Annotated in this window: 16 protein-coding genes and 1 CRISPR repeat array; of the genes, 11 read left to right on the top strand and 5 right to left on the bottom strand. The window is 40.6% G+C overall.

Annotated elements, in window-relative coordinates; translation table 11 throughout:
* Window positions 1-236 precede the first annotated feature (236 nt).
* Window positions 237-482, top strand: coding sequence for a hypothetical protein (locus ACE1AT_RS15105; protein ID WP_374869667.1), 246 nt, complete (start codon window positions 237-239; stop codon window positions 480-482).
* Window positions 463-762, top strand: coding sequence for a hypothetical protein (locus tag ACE1AT_RS15110; protein WP_374869669.1), 300 nt, complete (start codon window positions 463-465; stop codon window positions 760-762). Before ACE1AT_RS15105 ends, ACE1AT_RS15110 begins: the two co-directional genes overlap by 20 nt.
* A gap of 147 nt (window positions 763-909) precedes the next feature.
* Here the strand turns inward: ACE1AT_RS15110 and panB are convergent, their stop codons facing one another.
* Both panB and ACE1AT_RS15120 read right to left on the bottom strand, forming a co-directional pair.
* The gene (panB, locus tag ACE1AT_RS15115; RefSeq protein WP_374869671.1) at window positions 910-1,695 is read right to left on the bottom strand and encodes a 3-methyl-2-oxobutanoate hydroxymethyltransferase; all 786 of its coding nucleotides are present in this window, start codon (window positions 1,693-1,695) and stop codon (window positions 910-912) included.
* Between the two features lie 166 nt (window positions 1,696-1,861).
* Entirely contained in the window at window positions 1,862-3,001 is a 1,140-nt protein-coding gene (locus ACE1AT_RS15120; RefSeq protein WP_374869673.1) for a two-component regulator propeller domain-containing protein, read from the bottom strand.
* A 586-nt stretch (window positions 3,002-3,587) separates the two neighbouring features.
* On the opposite strand from ACE1AT_RS15120, the gene ACE1AT_RS15125 reads away from it, so the two are divergent.
* The 3 genes from ACE1AT_RS15125 (at window position 3,588) to ACE1AT_RS15135 (ending at window position 6,958) form a co-directional block, all read left to right on the top strand.
* Window positions 3,588-5,030 (top strand): TldD/PmbA family protein, encoded by a 1,443-nt coding sequence (locus tag ACE1AT_RS15125; protein WP_374869676.1) that lies wholly within the window; start codon window positions 3,588-3,590, stop codon window positions 5,028-5,030.
* 219 nt (window positions 5,031-5,249) lie between these two features.
* Window positions 5,250-6,596, top strand: coding sequence for a TldD/PmbA family protein (locus tag ACE1AT_RS15130; protein ID WP_374869678.1), 1,347 nt, complete (start codon window positions 5,250-5,252; stop codon window positions 6,594-6,596).
* Window positions 6,597-6,820: 224 nt separating this feature from the next.
* Window positions 6,821-6,958, top strand: a complete 138-nt coding sequence (locus tag ACE1AT_RS15135; protein ID WP_374869680.1) for a hypothetical protein — start codon at window positions 6,821-6,823, stop codon at window positions 6,956-6,958.
* An 8-nt stretch (window positions 6,959-6,966) separates the two neighbouring features.
* Window positions 6,967-8,666: direct repeats of the CRISPR family, unit length 37 nt; unit sequence GTTGCAACTTACACAAATCCCTATTAGGGATTGAAAC.
* A gap of 200 nt (window positions 8,667-8,866) precedes the next feature.
* Here the strand turns inward: ACE1AT_RS15135 and hisB are convergent.
* A complete protein-coding gene (hisB, locus tag ACE1AT_RS15140) occupies window positions 8,867-9,508 on the bottom strand; it encodes an imidazoleglycerol-phosphate dehydratase HisB (protein WP_374869682.1) in 642 nt (213 codons plus the stop codon).
* A gap of 160 nt (window positions 9,509-9,668) precedes the next feature.
* On the bottom strand, window positions 9,669-10,445 hold the full coding sequence (gene fabI, locus ACE1AT_RS15145) for an enoyl-ACP reductase FabI (protein ID WP_374869683.1): 777 nt from the start codon (window positions 10,443-10,445) through the stop codon (window positions 9,669-9,671).
* 591 nt (window positions 10,446-11,036) lie between these two features.
* Between fabI and ntcA the strand changes: the two genes are divergently transcribed.
* From ntcA to ruvX, 3 genes are all read left to right on the top strand, one after another.
* Window positions 11,037-11,708, top strand: a complete 672-nt coding sequence (ntcA, locus tag ACE1AT_RS15150; RefSeq protein ID WP_009459526.1) for a global nitrogen regulator NtcA — start codon at window positions 11,037-11,039, stop codon at window positions 11,706-11,708.
* 227 nt (window positions 11,709-11,935) lie between these two features.
* Window positions 11,936-13,429, top strand: coding sequence for a DUF3084 domain-containing protein (locus tag ACE1AT_RS15155; RefSeq protein WP_374869686.1), 1,494 nt, complete (start codon window positions 11,936-11,938; stop codon window positions 13,427-13,429).
* A gap of 92 nt (window positions 13,430-13,521) precedes the next feature.
* Window positions 13,522-13,965 carry a Holliday junction resolvase RuvX gene (gene ruvX / locus ACE1AT_RS15160; RefSeq protein ID WP_374869688.1) on the top strand — a complete coding sequence of 148 codons (444 nt, stop codon included), beginning with the start codon at window positions 13,522-13,524 and terminating at the stop codon, window positions 13,963-13,965.
* A gap of 54 nt (window positions 13,966-14,019) precedes the next feature.
* On the opposite strand, the gene ACE1AT_RS15165 is transcribed toward ruvX, so the two are convergent.
* The gene (locus ACE1AT_RS15165; RefSeq protein WP_016860267.1) at window positions 14,020-14,283 is read right to left on the bottom strand and encodes a DUF3146 family protein; all 264 of its coding nucleotides are present in this window, start codon (window positions 14,281-14,283) and stop codon (window positions 14,020-14,022) included.
* Between the two features lie 275 nt (window positions 14,284-14,558).
* Between ACE1AT_RS15165 and mutS the strand changes: the two genes are divergently transcribed.
* From mutS to ACE1AT_RS15180, 3 genes are all read left to right on the top strand, one after another.
* Window positions 14,559-17,195 (top strand): DNA mismatch repair protein MutS, encoded by a 2,637-nt coding sequence (mutS, locus tag ACE1AT_RS15170; protein WP_374869690.1) that lies wholly within the window; start codon window positions 14,559-14,561, stop codon window positions 17,193-17,195.
* A 272-nt stretch (window positions 17,196-17,467) separates the two neighbouring features.
* Entirely contained in the window at window positions 17,468-18,379 is a 912-nt protein-coding gene (locus ACE1AT_RS15175; RefSeq protein ID WP_374869692.1) for a DUF4007 family protein, read from the top strand.
* 17 nt (window positions 18,380-18,396) lie between these two features.
* Window positions 18,397-21,900 carry a hypothetical protein gene (locus ACE1AT_RS15180; RefSeq protein WP_374869694.1) on the top strand — a complete coding sequence of 1,168 codons (3,504 nt, stop codon included), beginning with the start codon at window positions 18,397-18,399 and terminating at the stop codon, window positions 21,898-21,900.
* Window positions 21,901-21,906 lie beyond the last annotated feature (6 nt).

Genomic DNA, 21,906 nt, shown 5'->3' on the forward strand with positions numbered 1-21,906 from the left:
CGGAAGAGCTACGATTGTTATTTTCCCTTACCCCTTAACCTTTTCCCCAACTTCTGCAAGAAATCTATTTGGTGGCGTTTGCTGTGCTATTTGCTGGACTTGTGCAATGTCTAAATTTTTCCGTAAATACGCTGATTCTCTAATTCCCTCTTCAGATAAATTCAGCAAAAACACTGTTACGCAAAATTACGGCTCTGATCAAAACTTAAATTATCCAGTTTTATTAGGGTAAATTTATGACAAACCCTGCAAGGACGGTAATCCGAGTCAATCTGGAGATGGCAAAAGGAGTCGCTCTGGAGTGGGAGCAAGCTTCATACGAGGAACTTAGTGCATATTGCTTGGAGATTTTGAGGGAGATAGGATGTCCCTGTATCGAACTCCCAGAAAACTTGCAAACTCGTGATCAACAGCTCAATTTCATCACAGGATTTGCATCCTACGCTTTTGGGGAGGTGCTAAATGTCCAAACCACTAATTGAAGATATTTTTGATGAGCCAGAACAGGTAAAAGAGATTACATCACCTGCAACCGATGAGGATTTATTGAAGTTAATCCAAAAGTTTTCAGGGTTTGAAACCCCCACTAAGGTTGTCTTACAGGCTATAGCTATTGCTACTTACGATTGTGCATCTGCTTTTCGCTACGCTGATAACTATTTGAACATTCTCAAAAATAAAAAGCAAAGGAAAAAGTTAGTTCTGCAAGAGTCTACACCTGAATTTTACATTAATCCCAAATACGTGGATTTTCGGAATTAGATTTTATATTGGTTATTTATTAGCCTTTAGCGTTTGATCGCAAAAGTTTTGATAGGTTTGTAGCAAGCAATGCGCGTGCTTGAATAATGAGAGGGCTAAAGTCCTGACTACAAACGTATTTACCTTCTTAATTAATGCGATTGTCCACTAGTCTTTTTCTTTTTCTGGAAACTTGCGTTCTCTGACTTCAAAACTATAATCTTGCACAGCTTGAGTTATCGTTTCGCGCAAGTTTGCATACATTTTCGCAAAGGGCGGCTGTTTTTCCGAGAGTCCGAGTACATCAGATGTGACTAATACCTGTCCATCACAATGGATACCTGCACCAATTCCAACCGTAGGAATACTGAGTTTTTGGGTAATTTCAAATGCTAAGTCACTGGGGATATGCTCTAAAACTATAGAAAACACACCCGCTTGTTCAAGAGCGATCGCTTCTTGTAAAATTCGTTCCCTATCTGTCTCGGTTTTTCCCTGTTGGCGCAAACCGATTTGATGGAATGATTGTGGCGTCAAACCCACATGGCCCATCACCGGAATTCCGGCTTGCACCAGATGAGCAATAGTGTCTACCATCGCCGGATAGCCACCTTCGAGTTTGACAGCTTGTCCCCCCGCCTCTTTCAGTGCCAGTCCAGCAGAGTGCATAGCTTGTCGAACACTTTCTTGATACGTCAAAAATGGTAAATCTACGACCATCAAAGCATGTTTCACCCCACGTCGTACAGCTTTGGCATGGTGGAGTGTTTCTTCTAGGGTAAGAGGTAGTGTTGTCTCATACCCCAACACTACTGACATCGAATCACCCACCAAGATTAAATCTACACCAGCAGCATCTAAAAGTTGGGCGATCGCATAATCCCAAGCAGTCAACGCCACAATTTGACGTCCCTGTTGTTTGTATTGAATTAATTGTCGGGTAGTGATTGCCATTTTGGATTAGGGGATTGGGGATCGGGGATTGGGGATTGGGGATTGGGGACAAGGGGGACAAGGGGGACAAGGGGAGCCACTGCGCCCTTGCGGGTTAAGAGCGTTGTAGCACGTGGCGTGGACAAGGGAGAACTTCTCCCGATCCCCGATCCCTGATCCCCTATCCCTACTTCACTGCGCGAGTAAAAGCAAGATGGGGCTTTGCAGTTGTCATTTTTGGCATTAACCAAGCTAAACCCTCGGTCGTACCAATCCACAATTTATTACCAACATCGGGAGCAAGGGCAAGTACACGACTAGAAGGAAGTCCAGGAACTTCATCTAGTACAGCACCAGTATTTGGATTCAATCGTAGCAAACCATTGTTGGTACCGACCCACACACTCCCATCTTTTGCAAAACGTATTGATTTCACGTCACGTCCCCGCAAACGAGTGACTGACCGCAATATAGCACCAGTTTTTGGATTAATCACTAGCAAATTATTTGGCATTCCTGCCCAAATTAAACCATCAGGACTTGTAGCTAAAGCTTGTACTGTTGTACCTGGTAAATTATCAATTCGCTTCATAATAAAAGCATTAGCGGTATTAACTCGTACTACTCCATCCAGTGTCCCTACCCAAAGTTGACCTTCTACGTCTAAAGTTAAGGCGTTAGCACTAACACCAGGTAAATTTTTTAACGTAGTCATAATTAAGCCTTGGTCGGGACTAATTAACGATAAGCCATTGTCTGTCCCCACCCATAAATAACCCCGTTTGTCAACTAACAAAGATAAAACTCGCTTGGAAGGCAAAAATAAATTTTGGGCTGTAATTTCGTTACTGTGGGGGTCTACTCGCTTTAATCCTTCATAGGTTCCTACCCATAAACGCCCGACTTTATCTTGGGCTAAAGCGGCAATAGCAATGTTTGGTAAACTGACACGAGCTAATATTTTGCCTGTATTGGGGTCAATTCGAGATAATCCGCGCCAAGAAGCTACCCAGAGATTGCCAGTATAATCTGCTTGCAATGCACTGACACGATAATCAGTTTCTTGGACGTTTTCAATTAAATTTCGATCATCAGGTAAGGGATCTACTCTTCCCGGTGGCGCGCTTGCTGGGTAAGAAGGAGTGAGTTCAGACGGATCAACATTCAGAATTTTGGGTGTGGGAGTATGATTATTTTCTGTTGGATTTGCGAGAACTACAGTATCCAAACTTGGCAGGGCTAATAAACCCAATAAGATATAACTTATTGCTATACCACTACGTTTGCAAACAGCGATCGCATTTGTTTTGGAGACAGTCTCTTTCATCACTTCACACTGAAAGGCTTAAGGATAAGTTCAGTGTTCCCCAGCAGGATGAACAGTTATCAGTTAACATTACAAGCTGCGTTGATATTTATCTGAGTATCGCTTTTTTGGCATTTTGCTTTTTTGGCATTTTATTGTTGCGATCGCATGGCCTTATTATCCGGCTATTTGTCACCTTGACAGGGCTACCCCTCCCCCATTCCCCCAAATTGGGGGAATGGGGGAGGGGAGTCAATCCAAAATTCATAGACGCGACAGCGGCTTCATAATTGTTCCTCCAGCACGAGTACGTCTTTGATAGCGTTGTTTAATCAGGTCACTACAGACCCACGAACGGTCTTCTAAACTCCAGTTATATGGTTTTCTGATGTAGTGATCGCTGCTAGAAATATTTTCTAAATAACTATAAATGATTCATAATTAAATAAAAATTGATCCTTTATTTTTAAAGGTCTTATAACAATTCCCAAAAATTTCACTACACATGAATAATGTTTGGAAAGGCACACAGCCGTGCGCCTCTAAAATTGAAATATGTAGTCACCTTTTTGAGAATTGAGCTTACTTTTTACTTTTTACTTTCTAAATGTGGTCTGAATTAACAAAAGCGATCGCTAACATCAATATTCCTGCTGATTGGCTCGGCATCAGAGTAGTCAAAGAAACATTCTTTCACCGTGCTGTCCGTGATGGCTTACCCCAACGCCACGGTAAATCTGCCACCACAGGAGCCATGCTGGAAGTCATGATTAACGGCTGTATGGGCTATGCAGCGACTAATTCTCTCCAACTGACAAGTTTACAAAACGCTGCCGAAAAAGCGTATCAACAAGCACTTGCAGCTAAACAGTGGTGGATACATCCGTTCCAAGCCGCTAGCGAACGTCCCAAAGTAGTTGGTGAATACGTTTCGCCATTTATTGAACCACTAGATGCTCTAGGTGCAGGGGAAATCAACAATTTGCTCGTCCGTATTTGCCAAAACCTCAAAGTTTCCGAACAAATCGTCAAAACTACAGCTGGTGCGAATACAGGCGAACGAGAAACATGGTTTGTCAGCAGCAACGGCTCAGAAGTTTATCAAAAATTTCTGTTTCTTAGTACCCATTATGGAGCGATCGCCCAAGATGGCGCGATCATCCAGCAGCGCACCAATAACGGCTGGGAAGCCAATTATTTCCAAGGAGGTATGGAATTACTCGAACCCGATCATCTTTGGCAAAAAGTGCAGCACATCGGAGAGGGCGCAGTAGAACTTTTAACAGCAGCAGAATGTCCAACCACACGCACTAATTTAGTGTTAGCCCCAGACCAAATGATGCTACAAATTCATGAAAGTGTGGGACATCCCCTAGAATTAGACCGAATTTTAGGTGATGAGCGCAACTACGCTGGTGGTAGCTTTGTCAACAAAAATGATTTTGGGGTTTTGGTGTATGGTTCTCCCCTGATGAATATCACTTTTGACCCCACTGTACCCGGCGAATCAGCTAGTTATGGTTACGATGACACTGGTGCTGTCGCCACACGAGAATATTTAATCAAGGAAGGTGTGCTATTGCGAGGTTTAGGTAGTTTAGAAAGCCAAAAAAGAGCAGGTATCCCAGGAGTAGCCTGTGCGCGTGCTTGTTCTTGGAATCGACCCGCGATTGATCGCATGGCAAACTTAAATTTAGAACCAGGTAAAGCTTCCTTTGACGAAATAATTGCTGACATCGAACACGGCGTTTACATGGAAGCTAATCGTTCTTGGTCAATAGACGATCGCCGCTATAAATTTCAATTTGGTTGTGAGTACGCTAAATTAATTGAAAACGGAAAATTAACCAAAACCTTGCGTAATCCTAACTATCGAGCTACAACACCAGAATTTTGGCACAGCTTAACCAAAGTTGGAAACTCCTCAACCTGGGAAATGTACGGTACTCCCTACTGTGGTAAAGGAGAACCAAACCAAGCTATTTGGGTAGGACATGGTTCACCCGTTTGTCTATTTACCAACGTCGAAGTATTCGGCGGCGATACGTAAGATGGGGGTGTAAGAGTATAAGGGTTTAAGGGTGTAAGAATTTATAAAACGATGATTATTCCGTTAGTTTTATAGTCATCACTCATTGCTTTATAAAAAACCTACACTTATCAGCTCCCTTGTCCACGCCACGTGCTACAACGCTCTTAACCCGCAAGGGCGCAGTGGCTCCCCTTGTCTCCCTTGTCTCCCTTGTCCCCTCAACCCCCAATCCCCATCATGAACAACCAGGAACTCACTGCTTTAGAAATCAGCTTTAACCAACTGATCGATACTTTGTTGCTGAAAAAAGTAGCAACTGAAGAATTTACTGTCAGATTAAATAGCGAACGCAGTCAATTTACTCGCTTTAATCATGCCAAAGTTAGACAAACTGGTATAGTTGCTGATGGCTGGATTGACCTAAGTTTAATCCAAGACCAACGCAGTAGTTTTAGACAAATTCCTTTTACTGGAAATTGGGAAATAGATTGGGAAGTCACATACCAAGCTCTGCAAGAACTACGCGCAGAACTACATTTTCTACTTTTAGATCCTTATTTAGTATTGCCATCAGGAATTAATACTAGTCGAGAAGTATATTCTGGTAATTTATTGACTGAAGAAGCAGTAGTATCAAATGTTTTAGAATCAGTCACAGAATTAGATTTTACAGGTTTGTATGCTGGCGGATCTGTAGTTAATGCCTATGCTGATTCTCAGGGACAAAAACACTGGTTTGCTACTGATTCTTTTACCCTAGATTACTCTATATTTGACACTGAAGGACAAGCGGTTAAAGGTATATTTGCAGGTAGTGATTGGCATCAAAAAGCTTATATCAATAAAATTCAAGAAGCAAAAAAGCAACTAGAATTATTGGCTCGTCCAGTTAAGCAATTACCACGCGGACAATATAGAACTTATTTTGCCCCAGACGCAGTTGACAATTTATTAATGATGCTTTCTTGGGGTGCTACTAGTGAAGCTGATCTACAACAAGGAAATAGTGCTTTAGCTGCTCTTTCGCGTCAAGAAAAACAACTTTCTGCTAAGTTTAATCTCAAAGAAAACTTTCGACGGGGAACAGTACCGCGTTTTAATGAATGGGGAGAAATGACAGCCCTGGAATTACCAATAATTACTCAAGGAGTATTAGTAAATACCTTGATAAATTCTCGTACCGCCAAAGAATATCAAAAAACTCCTAACGGTGCTAATAGTCATGAATCTTTGCGATCGCCAGAAATAAGTCCGGGTAATTTAGAATTTGACCAAATTCTGCCAAGTTTGGATACAGGATTATATGTATCAAACTTACATTATTTAAATTGGAGCGATCGCCCCACGGGTAGAATCACAGGTATGACCCGCTATGCCTGTTTTTGGGTGGAAAATGGCGAAATCATCGCACCAATAGAGAATCTGCGGTTTGACGATAGTCTTTATCGCTTCTGGGGTGAAAATTTACTCGATTTTACCAATTTTCAAGAATTTATCCCCGAAGTCGGAACCTATGAAGGTCGGCAACTGGGAGGTAGTATGGTTCCTGGGATGTTGGTGGAAGATTTTACGTATACTTTGTAAGATGATAATGTGTATCAACCATTTCACAAAAATTATCGTTTGATGTCAACATTAAAATATGAGTTTCACACAAAGCAATTAAGGTTGTTGAAGATGATAGAGAATGTTGAGTTTCTGTAATGGTGCAAACCTGTAGGTGTTTTACACGGAAACTCAAATTTTATGCCTGAAAGACTTACCTGTTCTGGATTTGAGCTATTCACATCAAAACAGAGGTTCGCGCAATGTCTAAAACTCTTACCAGTAAAGCATTTGAGCCAATTTTTTCCAAGCCACTCTTGACAGTGCGATCGCTCAAACGATATATTTACTCTAGGTCTGCACCACTGAACCTTGAAAACCAAATACAGCAAGGCTTCTAGATTGAGCAGTTGCAACTTACACAAATCCCTATTAGGGATTGAAACCCAGGTTCCTCCCAATATTATTAACCCCTGGGAGGATGGTTGCAACTTACACAAATCCCTATTAGGGATTGAAACGTGCCGTGACCAAGGCTTGGCTGCATGAAATAGCGTTGCAACTTACACAAATCCCTATTAGGGATTGAAACTGGCAACCAGTAATCAGTAAATCCGCTACTAGGAAGTTGCAACTTACACAAATCCCTATTAGGGATTGAAACAATGATGGTCTGTGTACCCCGCACGTTAAGATTATGTTGCAACTTACACAAATCCCTATTAGGGATTGAAACGGGCTTTCGACGGTGGTTCCGAGTTGGTGACTTGTTGCAACTTACACAAATCCCTATTAGGGATTGAAACGAAACGATATTCCAAGCACCCGACTGCGAAACCGATTGAAGTTGCAACTTACACAAATCCCTATTAGGGATTGAAACTAATCATAATAAAGTCTCCTTATTTGACAAAAGAAAAGTAAAGTTGCAACTTACACAAATCCCTATTAGGGATTGAAACAGCAGTTCATTAGTGAAGATGAAATTGTAAGAATTGTTGCAACTTACACAAATCCCTATTAGGGATTGAAACTCTGCTGTACCCTTTCTGTTTGCACCAATCATCTGTTGCAACTTACACAAATCCCTATTAGGGATTGAAACCTTCAGCAGTACCTTTATATATTCCACCTATAGCAGTTGCAACTTACACAAATCCCTATTAGGGATTGAAACTTGCTCTTTACCATACCTGAGATATAAAGATGAGGTTGCAACTTACACAAATCCCTATTAGGGATTGAAACATATATTTGTAGACAGTGGTGGCGACACCATATAGTTGCAACTTACACAAATCCCTATTAGGGATTGAAACAATTTCTGATAATTTACCAGTAACTTTGAGTGGAGGTTGCAACTTACACAAATCCCTATTAGGGATTGAAACGCGCTAGACGTTGGCTCAAAGAGGGGAAAGCCCGCGGTTGCAACTTACACAAATCCCTATTAGGGATTGAAACAGCGGAAATACTATTAATATCGCTAACTCTAGATTGTTGCAACTTACACAAATCCCTATTAGGGATTGAAACTTATGCTCGTAGAGTATTTGAGCAAACGATCGCAAGTTGCAACTTACACAAATCCCTATTAGGGATTGAAACTTGGTGCAAGCTCCCAGCCTCCAGTGAGTAATGGTGTTGCAACTTACACAAATCCCTATTAGGGATTGAAACGTAGGAATAGCACCCTTTCCTTTTTTGTTTTTTCGTTGCAACTTACACAAATCCCTATTAGGGATTGAAACCTCACTCATCTAGTACAAATAGAAGATGACTATGAGTTGCAACTTACACAAATCCCTATTAGGGATTGAAACCAAGTAATCCCCAGTCTCTAGGCGTTGCTGCATTGTTGCAACTTACACAAATCCCTATTAGGGATTGAAACCTTATGATTATTGTTGTTTAAATAAGTTAAATACAGTTGCAACTTACACAAATCCCTATTAGGGATTGAAACAGATACTCCATTAAGTACTATAAGAGATAAATTTCCGTTGCAACTTACACAAATCCCTATTAGGGATTGAAACGAACCCTATCATTTTGTACAAGATAAGCCTTTTGTTGCAACTTACACAAATCCCTATTAGGGATTGAAACCAACCACTTTCCTTGATTGATGTAATTAATAAATTACTAATTCCTACCAACTTCTTAAACTCTTTGTGTTCTTTGTGTCCTACCCTGCGGGAAGCCGCTGACGCGTCTATGTGGTTCGTTAACAAAAATCCTTACCAATGACGAATGACGAATGACAAAGGACAACCCCAACTAGTTAGCTTTATTTGTGGTGACTTAACTTATAACACTCCCTTAGAACTGGGGATCGTCCCTGCACGACGGGGATCAATTTCTACCGCCATCCGCATTGCTCTGGCAAAAGCCTTAAATGTCGCCTCTATAATGTGATGAGAATTGATCCCGTCTAACTGGCGAATGTGCAGCGTCATTTGACTATTACCTGCTAACGCCACAAAAAACTCTCGTACTAGCTGAGTGTCATAAGTTCCGACTCGCTGAGTGGGAATTTGCAAACCATAGCTGAGATGAGGACGACCCGAAAAATCCAGTGCTACCTGAATTAATGCTTCATCTAGAGGCGCAAGAAAATTACCAAAACGGACAATACCTTTCTTGTCGCCTAATACTTTGCTGATAGCTTGTCCCAAAGTTATAGCAACATCTTCGTTAGTGTGATGGTCATCAATATGCAAGTCTCCCGTTGCTTGGATATCCAAGTCAATCAATCCGTGGGAGGCGATTTGATGCAGCATATGATCTAAAAAAGGAATACCAGTAGCTGCATTGCAAACTCCTGTGCCATCTAAATTAATCGTAACGTGGACATCAGTTTCCCCCGTGGTACGACGTACAGAAGCAATACGAGGAGTTTGTGTCAGATTGCTGGGTGAAGATAGAGTTTGGCGATCGCTTATTTGCATAGGAATTGGGGATCGGGGATTGGGGATCGGGGATCGGGGATCGGGGATCGGGGATCGGGGATTGGGCATGAATCAGTTAACAGTTAACAGTGAACTGTTAGCAGTTTAATTTTGATAACTGATAACTGATAACTGATAACTGATTAGTTGTCCTCTCTTACTACATTCCCATAATTTCATATCCTGCATCAACATACAGGACTTGTCCTGTAATTCCACTTGCCAAGTCGCTACACAAGAATGCTGCTGCATTACCTACCTCAGTCTGTGTAACGGTGCGCCGTAAGGGGGCTACTTTCTCGACATGGTGAATCATATCTAAAATACCGCCAACGGCACTAGAAGCCAAAGTACGAATTGGGCCGGCGGAGATCGCATTGACGCGGATATTAGCAGAGCCTAGTTCTGATGCTAAATAACGTACGCTTGCTTCTAATCCGGCTTTAGCAACTCCCATGACATTATAGTTGGGGATTGCTCTGATAGAACCTAAATAAGTCAGAGTTACTATGCTTCCTCCTGAAGTCATTAAAGGTTTAGCTGCACCAGCTAGTTGCACTAAAGAATAGGTGCTGACTTCTAAAGCTGTACGAAATCCTTCACGCGAGGTTTGGCTAAAGTCTCCACTCAAATCATCTTTTTGGGCAAAAGCGAGACAATGAATCAGAATATCTAAGCTACCCCACTTATCCTGGATTGTTTCAAAGGTAGACTTAATTTCCTCGTCATTTTGAACATTACAAGGCAAAAACAGAGTAGGATTGAGTGGTTCGACCAATTCTGCGACTTTCTTTTCCATTTTGCCTTTTTCGTCGCTTAAATAGGTAATGCCAAGGTTAGCTCCGGCTTTGTGCAATTGTTGAGCAATCCCCCAAGCAATAGAACGGTTATTAGCAATGCCTGTAACAAGGGCATTTTTTCCAGTCAGATCCAGCATAGAAATCATTGATGTGATGTTTCACTAGGAGCATACATGAATCTGAGCTTGGTTTGTCTTCGTTTGATCAATTTGATTTTTGAGCGACTAGTTAGGGTGGATGTAAGAGAAGAGACTTCATCTAGCTTTAACCACAATCGGATACAAACAGCTAATTTGAAAGATAGATGATTAAAAAGACTTTTAAGCAGAGTAAAGGTTTTAGAAAAAGGTATTTTTCTCTTGAGAGTAACTAAATTTATTAGTGGTTTATTTTGCACCCACACTATCCTATATTTTCACATCCGTATTTTCTAGACCTAAAGTGCCAAAATTGCTTTTTACCATCAATGTACCATTTAATGTTTTAATAAAGTCTCTATGAAACCTTCTTTTTTCTTCAAAAACTTATTGTCTACAATTTTGGAAGTACCTAACAAAAAGTACTAGATCCCTGCACTAGAAATTTTGTATCATGTTGAACAAACATCAATTGAACAAAAGGGTTAAGTATAGGACTGTACAAAAGGGTTGACAATGTTTTATTGAATTGTCGAGTGTATTCTTAGGAAATCCATATTCATTTTTCCGGCGTTGGGTAGGGGAAGGGAGATGATCGTGACACAAGATAAAGCCCTAGCAAATGTTTTTCGTCAAATGGCGACTGGAGCGTTTCCGCCAGTGGTGGAATCGTTCGAGCGCAACAAGACGATCTTTTTCCCCGGCGATCCTGCTGAAAGAGTTTACTTTCTTTTAAAAGGTGCAGTTAAACTCTCCAGGGTGTATGAAGCAGGAGAAGAAATAACCGTAGCACTTCTGCGGGAAAATAGTGTATTTGGGGTTTTGTCCCTACTAACGGGAAATAAGTCAGACCGTTTTTATCATGCAGTTGCTTTTACGCCTGTGGAATTGCTCTCAGCACCCATTGAACAGGTAGAACAAGCACTCAAGGAAAATCCAGAACTATCGATGTTGATGCTGCGGGGTTTATCTTCGCGCATTCTTCAGACAGAGATGATGATTGAAACCCTCGCTCACCGAGATATGGGTTCAAGATTAATAAGTTTCTTATTAATTCTCTGTCGAGATTTTGGTCTTCCTTGTGCAGATGGAATCACAATTGATCTCAAGCTATCTCATCAGGCGATCGCTGAAGCAATTGGTTCGACTCGCGTTACTGTCACTAGGTTACTAGGCGATTTGCGCGAAAAGAAGATGATTTCCATACACAAGAAAAAAATTACAGTCCACAAACCCGTGACATTAAGTCGGCAATTCACTTAATTGCATTTGGGAAGCGGAATTAAAAAATTATAGACACTCTTGTAAAAATAGGTAATGGGTAATGGGTAATGGGTAATATGGTAAATTTTCTTGTTTTTTCCCTTTTAATCCTTTCCCCTTAACCCTTTTCCCTGAACCTAGTAATTTATCAACCTGCAATTCGCCACAGAAAATGCCTGAAAGTAGTAGGCTGTATCTGGAAGGATCTCTTCGGTAAATACAAACAGATGGCCACCGGGTACATCCTCATTATTGCAATCTTAGTTTTGGGAGGCGTTATTGCCACCGTCGGCGATCGCATTGGGACGCGGGTTGGCAAAAAACGGCTCTCACTTTTCAACCTCAGACCGAAAAATACAGCTGTATTAGTAACAATTTTGACCGGGTTGGGCATTTCCGCATCAACCCTGGGCATTTTATTTTTAGCTGATGATGGCTTGCGTAAGGGAGTTTTTGAGTTACAAGATATTCAAAAAGACCTTAGGCGGAAACGCGTACAACTGGAGACTACAACCCAGCAACTTAATACAACCAAGACAGAACTAGATCAAGCCCGAAAAGAACAAACCAAAGCTCAAGAGGATTTGCAAGAAATTAACAAATCTTTACAAGCAGTCAACGCTAAACAACAGCAAACGCAAGCCCAGCTTAACCGTACGATTAATCAACAAGCACGCACTAAAAGCCAGCTTGCAGGCACTCAAAAACAATTGAGTCAAGTAGCAACTCAATATGAAAAAGCTATAGCTCAGTTGCAAAACGTTTATCAAGAAAGAAACAGACAGCTAGAGGAAATTAAACGACTCAAAGCAGAACGCCAAAAACTTTATGAACAAGCTAAACAGGCGGTTGCTGAAGCCCAAGCAGCCATTGACAAACGCGATCGCGAACTAGCCAAGCGTCAAGAAATGATTCAAAATCGGGATCAGACAATTGCGAAACTAGATGCGATCATTCAAAAGCGTAATCTCGAAATTACAGCACGGGAGCAAATTATTGCCCAACGAGAAACCCGCCTCAAACAACTGGAAACACAACAGGATTTTCTGGAACAGGAAGTCGCAAGACTAGAAAAGTACTACCAGTCTTATCGCGACTTACGTTTAGGGAAACTGGCCTTAGTTCGAGGTCAAGTTCTGGCTGCTGGAGTAGTCCGCGTCGAACAACCTGCGGCTGCTCGTCAAGCAGTAATCCAGCTATTAAAGGAAGCAAATAGAAACGCCAGTACAAAGTTAAGTGAACCTGGAATTAATACTCTCCCAGGTGTGCAGGTACTACGCGTCACCGGAGAACAGGTTGAACAGTTAAGTAATCAGATTAAAGATGGTCGAGATTACGTGGTGCGGATTTTCTGTGCAGGTAACTACGTCAGAGGAGAAAAACCAATCGAATTTTTTGCAGATGCAGCACTCAATCAAATCGTGTTCTCTGGAGGTGAAGTACTAGCTACAACGACGGCTGATCCCAAAACCATGACATCCTATCAACTGCGACAGCGCTTAGAACTGTTAATTTCTGCTTCCCAATTTCGCGCTCGTAGTGCTGGAATTTTAGAAGATATTCAAATCGATGGGACTTTTTTGCGTTTTATTGCCGATTTACGACAATATGACCAATCAATAGACATTAAAGCTATTGCCGCAAAAGATACATATACCGCCGGGCCGTTGAAAGTAAAATTGGTGGCAATTAAAAATGGACAAGTGATTTTTAGTACTTAATTTTGTTAGTAGTTATTGGTTAGTAGCAGATCACTAATACATTAACCAATAACTACTAACTAATAACTATTATTTAAAATCATCTTTAAAATATGAATTTAAGTGAATTTACACCAACTCAACCAGTAATTTTAGGGTTTGATCCCGGTAAAGATAAATGTGGTTTAGCAGTGATGGGGCTGGATCGAAAGCTACATTATCATCAGGTTATACCTTCTGGTGAAGCGATCGCCAATATTGAAACTCTGCGCCAGAGATTTCCTATTTCTTTAATGGTGATGGGTGATCAAACCACAGCCAAACGCTGGAAACAGCAACTACAACAAGAATTGTCAGAGCAGTTAAATATTATCTTGGTCGATGAACGCTACACCAGTTTAGAAGCACGCGATCGCTATTGGCAAATGTTCCCACCAAAAGGAATCACCAAACTGTTACCACAAGGAATGCGAACACCTCCAAGACCAATCGATGACATAGTTGCCATTCTCCTGATTGAAAGATATCTAAGTCGTCTTACAGAATCGGCAAAATGAATTATGAATGATCAAAAATTTCATAATTCATCATTCATCATTCATAATTCTTAGTCAAAGTTCTGCCCGAATAGTAAAAGCATAGTCTCCTCCTGGTTCAAGTTGGTAATCTTTTTGCTCTAAAAAACGACCAAGAGGTTCTTTGATTAAGGCACGACCTTGTGATGGTTTGACAGACAATTCTCCTCGGCGGAAGTGCCATTGAAACTGCCACTCAAAATCTCCTGCTCTTACTTCTCCTTCCAGTAGGCCCTGTTGCCAAGATTGACGGATAATCCTCACATGGGCTGTTGTTTGGGGTAAACGTTTAGCACTCACGTTGCTTGATGTCAAGTATTGATAAAAGCTGATCAGTTATAGCTTTACATTTACACAAAATACATCAAATATACCTATAGAAGTAAATAGGGGTTGCTGAAAAATTCAGAAGGCAGAAGTACAAAGGCACTTAACACACCCTACAAAACTTACTATCCCCCTTCCAATCCCTTGATGAAGAAAAAATAAATAAACCTTGAGCAATTTCTTGGTAGCCCTGATGACGCGCTATCATCGGTTATTGGCATGTTAAAAATGTGTATCCCTAAACATCCATGACCGCTTCTTACTCTGCATCCCAGCCAAACGCCGGCAACAATGCGAACACATTTATTACTGACCATCGACTGGTGGATCGCACTAAGCTGACTCAAATGTTTCAGCATTATGTCGAGACAAAAGAGAAGTATCCCCATGCGGTTTTGCTGTATCGAGTGGGAGACTTTTTTGAATGCTATTTTGAAGATGCTGTAATTCTGGCGCAGGAATTAGAACTTTACCTCACCAGCAAACCAGTAGGAGAAGTGGGAAGGGTATCAATGAGTGGTGTTCCGCACCACGCTTGGGAACGCCACGCTACTCTGTTGGTAGAAAAAGGGTATGCAGTGGTGATTTGTGATCAAGTCGAAGATGCTTCGGAAGCTGTTGGTAGATTGGTACGGCGCGAAGTAACGCGGATTATCACTCCTGGGACTTTGTTAGAAGAAGGAATGCTGAAAGCCAGTCGCAATAATTACCTCGCGGCTGTGGTAATTGCTGGCGAACATTGGGGTTTGGCTTATGCAGATATTTCTACCGGGGAATTCTTAACTACCCAAGGTAGCATTAGTGAACATTTGACGCAAGAATTAATGCGCTTGCAGCCGGCGGAGGTATTAGTTCCGACGAATGCGCCTGATTTGGGAAGTTTATTACGACCGGGAGAGAAGTCGGAGCATTTACCAGAATGTTTACCACCAGCGTTTTGTTATGCACTGCGATCGCAACTACCTTTTTCAGTTGGCGAAGCGAGATCCAGATTATTGCAGAAATTTAAAGTGCGATCGCTCGAAGGTTTGGGTTGCGAACACCTCCCCCTCGCAGTCCGGGCGGCTGGTGGTCTTTTAGAATACCTAGAAGATACACAAAAAGAAAGTTCTGTACCCCTACAACCACTGAGAACTTACACAATTACTGATTATCTGATTGTAGACCATCAAACTCGGCGCAACCTGGAAATTACGCAAACTGTCCGTGATGGTAGTTTTCACGGTTCTTTACTTTGGGCTTTGGATAGAACTTCTACGGCGATGGGTAGTCGGGCTTTACGACGCTGGTTGTTACAACCACTACTTGAGATCAAAGGTATCCAAGCACGGCAAGATACAATTCAAGAATTGCTAGAAAATACGCCTCTACGCCAAGATTTACGGCAGTTATTACGGCAAATTTACGATTTGGAACGTTTGACGGGAAGGGCTGGTTCTGGTACAGCAAATGCTAAAGATTTGGTAGCTTTGGCTGATTCTGTGTCCAAGTTGCCGGAATTAGCGCTGTTAGTGATGGATGCTGCGTCTCTCTTCCTGAAAGCCTTGCAGAAAGTTCCCCCTGGTTTGGAGGAGTTAGGGCAAAAAATCCGTAGTTATATTGTGGAGTCACCACCAATACATATTAAAGAAGGTGGATTGATTCGTCAGGGAGTTAATCCTCAGTTGGATGAAAGACGGAGTTTGGTGGAAGAAGACCAAAAATGGATTGCAAATTTAGAGGTTGATGAACGGGCGAGGACGGGTATTCAGACGCTGAAGGTGGGATTTAATAAAACTTTTGGATATTATATCAGTATTTCCCGTGCCAAGGCTGACCAAGTACCGTCAAATTATATACGCAAACAGACTTTAACGAATGAAGAACGCTACATTACTCCAGAGTTGAAGGAACGGGAAGCGCGGATTTTGACGGCGCGGGATGATTTGAACCAGATGGAGTATGAAATTTTCGTGGCGTTGCGGGAGGAAGTTGCAGCCCAAGCGGAGGTGATTCGGAATCTGTCGCGGGCTGTGGCGGCGGTGGATGTGTTGTGCGGTTTGGCGGAGTTGGCTGTATATCAAGGTTATTGTCGCCCTCAAATGGTAGAGGGACGAGAGATTTATGTTGTCGATGGGCGTCATCCGGTGGTAGAACAGTCTTTACCAGCTGGGTTTTTTGTACCGAACTCTACGAGTTTGGGAGGAAAGTCATTAGTCACTAGTCATTTGTCATTAGCAACTGATCAAGAACAAATCACAAATGACCAAGGACAAATGACAAATGACAATCCAGATTTGATAATTCTCACGGGACCGAATGCGAGTGGTAAGAGTTGTTATTTGAGACAGGTGGGGTTAATTCAGTTGATGGCGCAAATTGGTAGTTTTGTGCCTGCTAGGTATGCGAAGTTGAGTGTGTGCGATCGCATTTTTACCCGTGTGGGTGCGGTGGATGATTTGGCGACGGGTCAATCTACGTTTATGGTGGAAATGAATGAGACAGCGAATATTCTCAATCATGCCACATCGCGATCGCTGGTGTTGTTAGATGAAATTGGGCGAGGAACGGCGACTTTTGACGGGCTGTCAATTGCTTGGGCGGTGGCGGAATATTTAGCCGCTGAGATTGAGGCACGAACAATTTTTGCAACACATTATCATGAGTTGAATGAATTGTCAAGCATTTTACCGAATGTGGCGAATTATCAGGTGACGGTGAAGGAGTTACCAGACCAAATTATCTTTTTGCATCAGGTTCAACCGGGGGGTGCAGATAAGTCCTACGGTATTGAAGCGGGAAGATTGGCGGGTTTACCTGGGGTGGTAATTCAACGTGCCAAACAAGTGATGAGTCAAATTGAGAAGCACAGTAAAATTGCGATTGGATTGCAGAGTTTGGAGTAAAGCGATCGCTTGAATTTGTGGAGTTTGATAGAACCAAGGCGATGTCCGTTGGCTCGCCACGATTATCCCTAATAAAATTTTATTTTTTTGATGATACAACGTGAGTCTCCAACGGAGGCACACATCAATACAAATACATCGGTAGGTGCGTACAGTTGTACAGAGTTACAAGATATAAAAATTAAGCTTGTTAATATCATTTAGATTTAAATTATTTTATCTACTTTGAGTCATAATAACCAAAATAGTCTCTATTATATTCAATCCTACTTGTGATCCAGACAACTCTGAACTTAAAATATTTTGAAAATCCGGTAAATCCAGTCTTTGCCAACCATGAAACTTTTCACCCTCGTTTCGGTTGGTTGAAAAAAGGGTTTGATGCAGTCAATAGAAATCCAGGAATTTTTTTACAGGATGATGCGCCTGTACGTTTAGGCGTTGGTAAAAATATGGTACGTGCGATTCGCTATTGGTGTAGTGCTTTTAAAATTATTGATAAAAATAATTTACCAACAAGTTTCGGAGATAAACTTTTAGGAAACAATGGATGGGACCCTTATTTAGAAGATCCGGCATCATTATGGTTATTACATTGGTATTTGTTAAAACCTACTTGTGAAGCTGCTGCCTGGTATTATATTTTTAATGTATTTCGAGATTTAGAGTTTACAAAAGAAGATATTTTAGCAGGGCTGAAAGATTATATAGGTAACTTTAATAAAACTATTGCCGAATCTTCTTTTATCAAAGATGTGAATTGTATTTTAAGAATGTATGCTACACAGGATTTTAGTAAAAATAATACTCCAATTGAAGATTCGATTGATTGTCCTTTTAACGAGCTTGGTTTAATTCGTCACTTTGGTAAAAATTATCAATTTAAAATTGGCGCAAAGGCGAATTTACCTGCACAAATTATTGTTGCTACTTGTTTAGAATACGCTAGTTGGGTAAGTCAAGATAGCAAAACAATTACTATTCGGCGGTTACTTTATGATGAGGGTAGTCCGGGGATGGTATTTAAACTGACGGAAAATATTTTATGTGCAGCTATTGAGACGGTTGCTAAAGAATTTGAGGCGATAATTCTTTCTGATACCGCCGGGTTAATTCAACTATCTTTTACTGATGAACCAGAGACTTTAGCTGAAGAAATTTTAGGGCAATATTATAATTATTAATCAACATAAGTAAAAATATGATTAACAAAAAACTATCCCATTATTTCAGCCTCCAGCGTCGCTATTCTCGTTCAATAAACTTAGAAAGAGATTTAGAGAGTGTGGAAGCATTAGATGGTTATGTTCTGACTAAAAGAGCAATTGATTCTCTAGGGCGGATTTTAAATAGTTTGAATTCCGATGAAGGAAATAGAGCTTGGACATTAACCAGTGTTTATGGTACGGGTAAATCTGCTTTTGCTCATTATTTAATTTCGCTATGTGCTAATTCTCAAAAGAAAATACACATAAAAGCTTTATCTATAGCAGAGGAAGCATTAGGAAAAGATCATGTTATTTATCAATTAATTAAATCACAAATTAATTCTACAGGATTAGTTAGGGCTGTGGCTACGGGACAAAGAGAACCGATTAGTCATACAATTATCAGGGCTTTATCAATAGGCGTTAATAGCTTTTGGAGTGTTACTCAAAGAAACAAAATTAATATTGTTCGTAAATTGGTAGATTTAGAAACAGAAATTAATGATGGTGGAACGGTTGATAGTAAGGAAATTCCTAATTTAGTGTTAGAAGTTGCTAAGGAATCCAAAAGTGGAATTTTCCTGGTTATTGATGAATTGGGTAAGAATTTAGAGTATGCTGCTCATGCTCAAGGGGCTGAAGATTTGTATGTTTTACAACAATTAGCTGAATTACCAAAAGATAGCAAAACTCCTGTTTATATTTTAGGTATTTTACATCAGGCGTTTGCGGAATACGGTCAAAGATTAGCATCTGTGCAACGCAACGAATGGGCGAAGATTCAGGGACGATTTGAGGATATTGCTTTTACTGAGTCATCTGGACAAATGATGAGTTTAATAGGTGAAGCAATTGACTCTTCAGCAGCAGAAAATATAAGTTGTGCTATTAATAGTTACTCTCAAGAGTGGTGGCAATATTTAGAATCTACAATTGTAGACGAAGAAGTAAATGAGCAGGTGATTAAAGAAGTTTATCCATTACATCCTTTGTCGGCTTTAGTTTTACCTACTCTTTGTCAACGTTATGCTCAAAATGATCGTTCTTTATTTACTTTTTTAACTAGTAGTGAACCTTTATCTTTTCGTAATTTCTTAGAAGAAGTCACAATTACAAATGATAATTTGCCAAGTTTGAAATTAGAGCGAGTTTATGACTATTTTATTGAAGCCGCAGGAATGGGTTTAGCTTCTCGCCCTAATTTGCAAAGATGGGTAGAAATCCAAGATTTAATTAATGATGCTAAACGGTTAGAGGAAGACAGTCTTAGGGTTCTAAAAACGATTGGGATTTTAAACTTAATTACAGTTACAGGTTCAATGAGAGCGACACGAACTTTAGTTTCGTTAGCCATGTGCGATCGCCCATCAGAAGAACAGATTAATTATTGGCAAAAAATTATTGATCAACTGCTCAAGCAGAATTTAATTACTCATCGTCGTCAATTAGATGAGTTGCGGATTTGGCAAGGTTCTGATTTTAATGTTGATGGTGAGTTAAGTAACTATATAGAACAAGAGCGATCACCTTTAGTGAAACTGTTATCTGTTCACCGTCCTCTCAAACCTTTAGTTGCTCAACGTCACAGTTATCAAACGGGAACTTTACGTTATTTTGAACGAGATTATTTAGATAATTCTCAAGATTTGCATCTATTATGTTGTAGTAGTGCGGATGCAGATGGTTTTGTCGGGTATTGGGTAGACAAGGAAACTCCTCATTCTGTTCCTCCCACAACTAGCGATGGTAAACCATTGGTGATTTTGAGTGCTGCTAACTTAGATATTTTGCAAATTCGTACCCTAGAATTTGTGGCTTTAAATAATATCAAAAAAACAGCCAAAGAATTACAAACTGATGGAGTGGCGAGAAAAGAAGTAAATTATCGCTTACAAGAAGCCGAAGAATTTTTAGATGAAACCCTGAATCAGTCGTTTAGCATTGGTGTAAATCAGCAATATTGGATTCAAGGAAAAATCGAAAAACTCAACAACATTACTGATTTTAATAGTAAGCTTTCTGATATTTGCGATCGCGTTTATCATCGCAGTCCAATTTTGTGGAATGAATTAATTAACCGTCGAGATTTAACCTCCCAAGGGGCGAAAGCTAGACGAGAATTGATTCAAGCAATGTTGGAACATCAAAATGAAGAGAGATTAGGGTTAGAAGGTTATGGCCCGGAAGTGAGTATGTATTATTCTCTGTTAGAAGAAACAGGGATTCATCGTCAAGAAGATAATTATTGGGACTTTTACCCACCATTAGAAAATTCAGGATTGAATTCTCTGTGGGAAGCAGTTGAGAATTTTTGTTTAGCCGCAACAGAAACCAGCCAAAGTTTTGATTTACTCTATCAACATTTAGCAGCACCCCCTTATGGTGTAAAACAGGGTGCTATTCCAATAATTTTAGCGGCGGTACTGTTGTATCACGCTGATGATTTAGGGCTGTATCAAGACGGAACATTTATTCCTGTATTGGGAACAGAACATTTTGAATTACTAGTAAAATATCCTGAACGGTTTGCTGTGAAGTATTTTGCAGTCGTCGGATTAAGGGCAGAAGTATTTAAAGAATTAGAAGTTATTTTACGCAATCCGCAGTTAAAAAAATTGGGTAAAGTGCGTAATGCAACTTTATTAACTGTGGTTACTCCTCTTTATCAATTTGCCAAGAAACTGCCGAAATATACTCAACAAACCCGACGGCTTGCAGATGAACCCAGAGCGATTTTAAAAGCATTACAAACTACTGTTGAACCTGATGAATTGTTATTTAAAGCCTTACCAGCAGCTTGTAATTTACCTGCAATTGGGACTGAAGCTGGGGATGATGGTGTAACTGCGAAAACTTTACGCACGAAATTAGTTCATGCTCTGCGAGAAATTCATACAGCTTATGATCATTTATTAAGTGATTGTCAAAAACTGATTTATGAAGCATTTGGTGTGAGAAGTCAAGAAACAAAACTCAGGGAAGATTTGCGGGTAAGGGCGAATTATTTGGCGGGAAAATGTATTGAACCTTTACTAAAACGCTTTATTCGCGCCGCATCCGATGAAACGAAGAGTGATTTTCAGTGGTTGGAAGCTTTGGTAATGATTGTTGCAGATAAACCGGCTGAGTCATGGAGTGATGATGATGTGATCGCATTTGAAATGAAATTAGCAGATTTGGTGCGACGGTTTATAAATCTGGAAATTTTGCAAAAGGAAGTCGCCGCTAAGGGGGAAGGTTTTGAAGCGCGACGCATTACTATAACTCGTCCCGATGGTAATGAATTCAATCGAATGGTATGGGTAGATCATGGGAGAGAATCGCAGGTTGAGCAGATTGTTGACAAAATTCTGGGGGAATTACCCGATGATCAGCAGTTACGACAAGCGATTTTGGCAAAGTTGAGTGAACGGATTTTAAATCCTGATTTGGGAGATGGAGTTACTAAGATTGGGGACAAGGAAAATGATCAAATAGCGGGGAAAAATGTTAGTTGAAATAAG

The sequence above is a fragment of the Pelatocladus sp. BLCC-F211 genome, assembly GCF_041928655.1.
GTDB lineage: Bacteria > Cyanobacteriota > Cyanobacteriia > Cyanobacteriales > Nostocaceae > Pelatocladus.

What these genes read in the sequence shown, in the direction of transcription:
- ACE1AT_RS15125 (WP_374869676.1), top strand. Translation starts at nt 3,588, where the DNA reads ATGTGGTCTGAATTAACAAAAGCGATCGCTAACATCAATATTCCTGCT.
- ruvX (WP_374869688.1), top strand. Translation starts at nt 13,522, where the DNA reads ATGAATTTAAGTGAATTTACACCAACTCAACCAGTAATTTTAGGGTTT.
- ACE1AT_RS15155 (WP_374869686.1), top strand. Translation starts at nt 11,936, where the DNA reads ATGGCCACCGGGTACATCCTCATTATTGCAATCTTAGTTTTGGGAGGC.
- hisB (WP_374869682.1), bottom strand. Translation starts at nt 9,508, where the DNA reads ATGCAAATAAGCGATCGCCAAACTCTATCTTCACCCAGCAATCTGACA.
- ACE1AT_RS15135 (WP_374869680.1), top strand. Translation starts at nt 6,821, where the DNA reads ATGTCTAAAACTCTTACCAGTAAAGCATTTGAGCCAATTTTTTCCAAG.
- fabI (WP_374869683.1), bottom strand. Translation starts at nt 10,445, where the DNA reads ATGCTGGATCTGACTGGAAAAAATGCCCTTGTTACAGGCATTGCTAAT.
- ACE1AT_RS15110 (WP_374869669.1), top strand. Translation starts at nt 463, where the DNA reads ATGTCCAAACCACTAATTGAAGATATTTTTGATGAGCCAGAACAGGTA.
- ACE1AT_RS15105 (WP_374869667.1), top strand. Translation starts at nt 237, where the DNA reads ATGACAAACCCTGCAAGGACGGTAATCCGAGTCAATCTGGAGATGGCA.
- ACE1AT_RS15120 (WP_374869673.1), bottom strand. Translation starts at nt 3,001, where the DNA reads ATGAAAGAGACTGTCTCCAAAACAAATGCGATCGCTGTTTGCAAACGT.
- ACE1AT_RS15180 (WP_374869694.1), top strand. Translation starts at nt 18,397, where the DNA reads ATGATTAACAAAAAACTATCCCATTATTTCAGCCTCCAGCGTCGCTAT.
- ACE1AT_RS15130 (WP_374869678.1), top strand. Translation starts at nt 5,250, where the DNA reads ATGAACAACCAGGAACTCACTGCTTTAGAAATCAGCTTTAACCAACTG.
- mutS (WP_374869690.1), top strand. Translation starts at nt 14,559, where the DNA reads ATGACCGCTTCTTACTCTGCATCCCAGCCAAACGCCGGCAACAATGCG.
- ntcA (WP_009459526.1), top strand. Translation starts at nt 11,037, where the DNA reads ATGATCGTGACACAAGATAAAGCCCTAGCAAATGTTTTTCGTCAAATG.
- panB (WP_374869671.1), bottom strand. Translation starts at nt 1,695, where the DNA reads ATGGCAATCACTACCCGACAATTAATTCAATACAAACAACAGGGACGT.